The sequence below is a fragment of the Roseiarcus sp. genome (assembly GCF_052145395.1).
In the GTDB taxonomy this organism is placed as follows: Bacteria; Pseudomonadota; Alphaproteobacteria; order Rhizobiales; family Beijerinckiaceae; genus Roseiarcus.
Genome location: NZ_JBKQOT010000341.1, coordinates 1 through 6049, shown reverse-complemented (window position 1 = coordinate 6049; position 6049 = coordinate 1). Strand labels below are relative to the sequence as shown.

General features: G+C 63.8%; 8 protein-coding genes. 7 read left to right on the top strand and 1 reads right to left on the bottom strand.

Annotated elements, in window-relative coordinates; genetic code table 11:
• From ACLP25_RS11575 to ACLP25_RS11550, 6 genes are all read left to right on the top strand, one after another.
• Positions 1–799 (top strand): tyrosine-type recombinase/integrase (locus ACLP25_RS11575; protein ID WP_442469345.1); only part of this gene is annotated, 799 nt, incomplete at its 5' end.
• A 20-nt stretch (positions 800–819) separates the two neighbouring features.
• Positions 820–1431 (top strand): hypothetical protein, encoded by a 612-nt coding sequence (locus tag ACLP25_RS11570; protein ID WP_442469344.1) that lies wholly within the window; start codon positions 820–822, stop codon positions 1429–1431.
• 147 nt (positions 1432–1578) lie between these two features.
• On the top strand, positions 1579–1806 hold the full coding sequence (locus tag ACLP25_RS11565) for a helix-turn-helix transcriptional regulator (RefSeq protein WP_442469343.1): 228 nt from the start codon (positions 1579–1581) through the stop codon (positions 1804–1806).
• A gap of 174 nt (positions 1807–1980) precedes the next feature.
• A complete protein-coding gene (locus ACLP25_RS11560) occupies positions 1981–2841 on the top strand; it encodes a toprim domain-containing protein (RefSeq protein ID WP_442469342.1) in 861 nt (286 codons plus the stop codon).
• Entirely contained in the window at positions 2841–3722 is an 882-nt protein-coding gene (locus tag ACLP25_RS11555) for an ATP-binding protein (RefSeq protein WP_442469341.1), read from the top strand. Before ACLP25_RS11560 ends, ACLP25_RS11555 begins: the two co-directional genes overlap by 1 nt.
• Before the next feature lie 65 nt (positions 3723–3787).
• Positions 3788–4057, top strand: a complete 270-nt coding sequence (locus tag ACLP25_RS11550; protein WP_442469340.1) for a hypothetical protein — start codon at positions 3788–3790, stop codon at positions 4055–4057.
• A gap of 519 nt (positions 4058–4576) precedes the next feature.
• Here ACLP25_RS11550 and ACLP25_RS11545 read toward each other — a convergent pair.
• Positions 4577–4771 (bottom strand): hypothetical protein, encoded by a 195-nt coding sequence (locus ACLP25_RS11545; RefSeq protein ID WP_442469339.1) that lies wholly within the window; start codon positions 4769–4771, stop codon positions 4577–4579.
• Positions 4772–5725: 954 nt separating this feature from the next.
• Between ACLP25_RS11545 and ACLP25_RS11540 the strand changes: the two genes are divergently transcribed.
• The gene (locus ACLP25_RS11540; protein ID WP_442469338.1) at positions 5726–5887 is read left to right on the top strand and encodes a hypothetical protein; all 162 of its coding nucleotides are present in this window, start codon (positions 5726–5728) and stop codon (positions 5885–5887) included.
• Positions 5888–6049: the final 162 nt, after the last annotated feature.

Here is a 6049-nt window from a genome sequence, read left to right as displayed (position 1 = left end):
CGCGGACGTCCATTTCGGCGATATGGCCTCGTTGCATGAGCGGATTACGGCGTCAGGCCGGCCGGTGCGCGCGAACCGCGTCAACTCGGTCGCATCCAAAATGTTCGCCCTGTCGCTCAAACCGATGGCCGGCGAGAATGCGCCCTGGCGGGACGCGGCGCAGGGCAACCCGTGCAAGGGCATCGAGCGCAACGCGGAGCAGGGGCGAGAACGGTTTTTCTCATCGGCTGAGCTTGCCGCCCTTTCCGACGCGCTCGCCGAACACGACACCCCGGCCGCCGATTGCCTACGGCTCCTTATGTTGACCGGCTGTCGGCCGGGCGAGGCGATGCGGGCGACATGGGCCGAATTCGACGAGCCGGGATATTGGAGCAAGCCTTCGGCGCACACGAAACAGCGCAAAGTCCATCGGGTTCCGCTCAGCCCGGCCGCCTGCGAACTGGTCGACAAGCTTAGGCGCAAGCGAGCCGACGACGAATTTGTGTTTCCGGGGCGGATCAAGGGCAGGCCGCTACGGGGATTGCGCGGAGTCTGGGCAGCAGTCACCCGCGCCGCCGGGCTCGATGGCTCGCTCGTTTATACGCTGAGGCATTCGTTCGCCAGCGTTGGCGCCGGCGGCGGGTTAAGCCTGCAACTCGTTGGCAAACTGCTCGGCCATACCGTCGCGCGGACCACGGAAAAATACAGCCATCTTGCCGACGATCCGCTGCGCGAGGCGGCCGCGAAGATCGGCGCTGTGATCGCCGGTGCCGGGAGGCCGGACGAAAACATTGTTCCAATATCGAGGCGTGGCGGTTGAGTGCTGATCGAAGGAAATCAGTGAGAAGAAGTCTGCCGGAAGGAAGGGAATTTGAAGACCTGCTCTCGCATCTTGCGTCGATAGTGAGCAAAGCCGAGCTGGGTGCGATACAATTGAATCGGCTACGCGCGGGCGTTACAGAGGCTATATACTGGTACGGAAGTTCGCAGTTCACATCCGACTTGGTCGCCAAAACTACTTTGCATAAGGTTGCTAAGTCACTTGCGCGCGTCATCGAAGCCCTCCGTGACGAGGGTAACGAACACCCACTTCTCATGGCTCTAGGCCAGACACCCGAGCAAAGCACTGTCGATCTGGCGCGCGGCATTGAGCGTCTACAGGCGGTAATAGCCGATCTGGAAAAAATTGCAGCGATCCCCCCCGAGCGGCGTCCGCGAGGCCGAACTGAAAACCGCGACCTCCATCACCTTGTCCATCGGCTTGCGAATTTGTGGCTTGTTGTTAGTGGCACTTCATTCACTCAAATGTGGGCCAACGACGGCGCAGCCACAAATGGCGCAGCATTCATTGAAGCTGTCGTCACGTTTGTCGATCCGCAAAATCTGAAGGCGCTGCCGAAGATGGCGGAGCGGGTCGTAAAGGAACGGCGCAGCGGTAAAGTGATGCCATAGCTTCGCTTGGGGAACTTCCGATAAATCGCGGAAGAACGAGCCATTTGTCGGAACCGTATCTGGTGGTGCCGGCAACAGATTCGCGGCATGCCGTGAGCGTCCGGATCTCGCCAAGCGCAGGCGACCGAGCGCCAATACGGTGTGCAAATGAGCAACGAAAGCGTCAACAACGAGCTGCGGGCAGGTTACTTCGACGAAGACCAGATGGCGAAGACGCGCGGGAGGTCAAAGCGCACGCTTCGCGCCGAACGGCAACGGGGTGACGGTCCGCCGTACACCCGCGACGGCCGCGATGTCCTCTATCCCATAGGGGGTTACCGGGCATGGCTCGAAGCGAACACCCGGCGCCCGGTTCGCCACCGCTCCACGTCGTAAGGAATGGGATCAGACAGCGGTCTGGGACGCGTCGCTGATACCGCTGCGACAGCGGCCCACGGGATCGATACTCACACCACCAAAATTGACCCCGGGTCCGCCCTCCAAGCCATAGTTCTTCGAGATGCAGGCGTATCGCGGGTCGTCTCACCCGTCCGGCTTCGTGAGGCAGCGATGAGCGCCGCCCATCTCTCCCTCAACGCCGTCGCGCGCGCTCTCGGCGGCGAAGTCTCGGGCAAGAGCAGCGTCGTCTGCCCGGGTCCGGGGCATACAGGCAAGGACCGCTCTTTGTGCGTGACCTTGTCAGCAGCAGCGCCCGACGGGTTTATCGTCTTCTCGCACGCCGGCGAGGACTGGCGCGCCTGCCGCGACTATGTCGCCGGTCGTCTCGGGGTTGTGGCGCGCCCATCGAAGGTGGAGCGAGCCGCTGTGGCACATCCACGACCGCACCGGGTCGCAGACGGCGACCGCAGTGCCAAGGCGCTTGAGGTTTGGCACGGCAGCGTCGATCCGCGCGGGACGGTTGCGGAGCGCTACTTGGCGTCACGTTGCCTCGCCTTGGGCGAGGACGTCGCGGGTCAGGTTCTCCGCTGGAATAACCGCATCGGCGCGATGGTGGCGCTATTCCGCAACATCCAGACCGACCGGCCGCAGGCGATCAGCAGGACGTTCCTCGACGCCGGGGGCCGCAAACTCCGCCGACGGTTCCTCGGTCCGGTTGGCGGCTGCGCGATCAAGCTCGATCAGGCAAATGTCCTCGGCCGACTGCACATCTGCGAGGGGATCGAGACCTGCATGACTGCGCGCCAGCTCGGCTTGCGGCCCTGCTGGGCCTTGGGCAGCGCGGGCGCGGTCGCGCGGTTCCCGGTCTTGGCCGGGGTCGAGCGCCTGACGCTGCTCGCGGAGAACGACAAGGCTTCGGCGCGCGCTGTCGAGTCGTGCGCGCGTCGCTGGCACGACGCTGGGCAAAACGTGATCATCAACGAGCCGATCGGCGGGAAGGACCTGAACGACGCGATCAGGAGGGCCGCCTGATGGACGACGAGAATCGCCTCTTCGATTCCCGGCCCTATTCGCCACCAGTCGACGAGCGCAACCCGCCGCCGCTCGGCAAGGAGGCTCCGGCAGCGCCGATCAAGTTCTGCCCGACGCCGTTCGTTCCCCGCGATCCGGCGACGATCCCGCCCCGTCAGTTCCTTTACGGACGCCATGTGATCAGGGAGTTTCTGAGCGGGACTGTCGCTCGCGCCGGTATAGGCAAAAGCTCCCTCACGATCACCGACGTGCTCGGGATGACGTCGGGGCGCAATCTTGTCGGGACGCCTCCGGTCGGTAAGCTGAATGTCTGGATCGTCAACCTCGAAGACCCGCGCGTCGAGATCGAGCGTCGTATCTATGCGACGCTGGCGCACTATGGGATCGACCCGTCCGAAGTCGCGGGCCGCCTTTGGTTTGATGGGCGAGAGATCGAGATCGTCGTCGCTGAGCAGGGCAGGACCGGGACCAAGATCGCCAAGCCGGTCGAGGACGCGCTCGTCGCTGCACTGATTGAGCGCAAAATCGACGTCTTGATCCTCGATCCGATCGTTAGCACTCATCGCGTTTCCGAGAACGACAACATGGCGATCGACGCCGTCGCCAAGACGTTCGCGCGGATCGCAGGCCGGGCGAACTGCGCCATTGAAGGCGTGCACCACATACGCAAGACGAACGGGAATGATGCCGACTTCCGAGGACGCCCGGGGCGCGAGCGCGTTTGTCGCCGCCGCCCGCTCGATCCGCGTCCTGAACACTATGACCAAGGACGAGGCGGCGAAAGCGGGCATCAGCGAAGAGGAGCGTTCGATACTACTTCCGCTCCGAGGTCGACAAGACGAACCTCTCGCCGCCCGAGTCGGCCGTCTGGCATAAGCTGACTAGCGTCGACCTTGGCAATGGCGATAACGTCGGCGTCGCAACTCCGTGGGAATGGCCGAACTCCGTGGTCAAGGTGACCGTGGCCGATCCGCGCGCTGTACAGAACAAGGTCGCAAAGGGCACATGGCGCCAGAACAGCCAGTCAACCGAATGGGTCGGCTTTGCCGTCGCTGAAGTGCTCGGGCTCGACGCCGACGACAAGGCGCACCGCGAGCGGATCAAGAAGCTGCTCCGGACGTGGACGCGGAACGGCATGTTCGTCGAGGTCGAACACATGGACGATCATCGCAAGAAAAAGAAGTTCGTCGAGGTCGGTGAGTGGGCTGACGACTAGCAGGGGCGGCACGTGTTTTGCTCCATTTCGTTTTCAAGGTGGAGCAGATTTCAAGGTGGAGCAAAGGTGGAGCAGAACGGCTCCCCGAGAGATGCGTTAAGCGCCCGCACTATCGAAGCAAAATGCCCTGCTCCACTCCGCGGTTGAGGTGGAGCAAAGGTGGAGCGAGGTGGAGCGCGAAAGGCCGGTTGCTCCACTGCTCCACCCCCCTTATAGGGGTGGGCAGGTGGAGCGGAGCACTGGGGTCGGCTCCCTTCAAGGAGGAGCGTCCGCGAGGTAAGAGGGAAGTCCGACCGGGCCGACCCTCCTCATCGAGGCTCCAATGGCTGAGAGAGGGCGGAAAAGACGCCCTAACATCCTCGCCCAGTTTCGCGCCTCGTGCTTCTCGATCGCGGCCTCGGGTAGGCTCGGACGAAATTCGTACGAGCGATACGGCGGCCTCTGGCAGGCTGCGCGGGAGGGATGACAACCGCGGGGGGCGTGATGGCCGCCAGCGGGCTTCCTAGCGCGACTGTGGGCCTATCGGTCGGAAGCCAACATCGAGGCAACCGACTTGGCGGCGAGCGGCTTGCCGCGCTCGTTCAGGTGACCGGCTTCGGCCAGCGCGGCGGAGATCTCGCCGAGGCTCGGCTTGCGCTTACGAACAGCCGCCAGCTTGCGCGCCATCGCAAGGGCGGCGGGGTGCGTCTCGGCCAGCGGCTTGCAGCCTCGCATTCCGGTCGCCTCGCGCCTGCGCCTTCGAGCCCCGCGAGCTTGCCGACGAGCGGGGCCTTTTCGAACTGGGCATCTGAGAAGACACAGGAGGTCTACTGCGGGGGACTCATCGAAGATCCGGGGTTTCGTTGGCCCAGCACGAACCGGGGCCCGCGATGGCCAGTCCCGGGTAACGTCAGGGGAACGCTTTGTGCGTTCGGGGGGCATAAAAACGCCGCTGACCCTCCGACCGGACGCGATATCTGAAGACGCTGATCGGCGTCCAAACCACGAGCCGAAGGACGCAGCGCCGACGGACCGCTGTCGACGTAAAGCACCCGTTGCGCATCGCGGCCTCGGACGCCTCAATTGGGCGGAGAGCAAGCCTACAGAGGTCGCATCGGGAAGGACCGGAGTCCGCGCCGTAGCCGCCATTCCATTTGGGAGCGTGAAGTTTCACCGGCCTTTGGCGTAGTCGGCTCCAGATATGCCGTCTGCCCCGTGCAAGCGCTCGCTCAATTCGGGTTCAGGCACCCAGTGTGGTTGCGTTGGCGCGGAATGTGCGGGCACCGAGGGGATTGAAGGGTGCGCTTTTGCGCAGTTCGGGGAGAAGCCCAAACCCTTCCGCTCGCCGTGATCCGCTGACCCTTCAGCCCCGCGGGCTTCCGGAACCACGATATCGTTACTGACCTCCACTAACCCAGAGCCTCCCCGGCGGGTGCCTCAGCGGCAAAGGAAACGCGCGCCGTCGCCATGAAGCGACAGCGCGAGTCCCTGCTACGAATTCAGGCCGGGTGACCCAGCTCACTGGTGCCAACGATGGCGACGGCACTAAGGAACTCCCCTTCAGGATGGGTCAGAGCGAAGGGGTGCGGCGCCGCGGTTCCCACCACAGTGGACGACGTTAACGTCGTGGAGGTTGGGGCCGAAGAACGTCGAGTCGAGCGCACTCGCAGCTGCCGACGTGAGCGTCAATTGGCCACCGGCGCCGATGCTGAAGACCCCAAGGTCGCCTTCAAACTTGCCGTTGATCGTGACGTCGGCGTCGACCACGTTGTGGACAGTGTCGACCAGAAAGTTCTGGAGATCAACGGTTTGGGTGCCGTTGCTGAGCGCGAGCCCGCTGCCTTGGTGTAGGATCACGTCGCCGGCATTGGTTTCCGTTCCTCCAGTGATCGTGGATGCGAAAACCGCGGAGCGGTTCGCGTCCCTGCTGCCAAAGTTCGGTCATAGTTCGGCGAAGGGTCCGGCGAAAGGGCGGCCCCGAGGACAGGCACACCTCGATCGCCCGGACCACCT

What these genes read in the sequence shown, in the direction of transcription:
- ACLP25_RS11545 (WP_442469339.1), bottom strand. Translation starts at nt 4,771, where the DNA reads ATGCGAGGCTGCAAGCCGCTGGCCGAGACGCACCCCGCCGCCCTTGCG.
- ACLP25_RS11555 (WP_442469341.1), top strand. Translation starts at nt 2,841, where the DNA reads ATGGACGACGAGAATCGCCTCTTCGATTCCCGGCCCTATTCGCCACCA.
- ACLP25_RS11560 (WP_442469342.1), top strand. Translation starts at nt 1,981, where the DNA reads ATGAGCGCCGCCCATCTCTCCCTCAACGCCGTCGCGCGCGCTCTCGGC.
- ACLP25_RS11565 (WP_442469343.1), top strand. Translation starts at nt 1,579, where the DNA reads ATGAGCAACGAAAGCGTCAACAACGAGCTGCGGGCAGGTTACTTCGAC.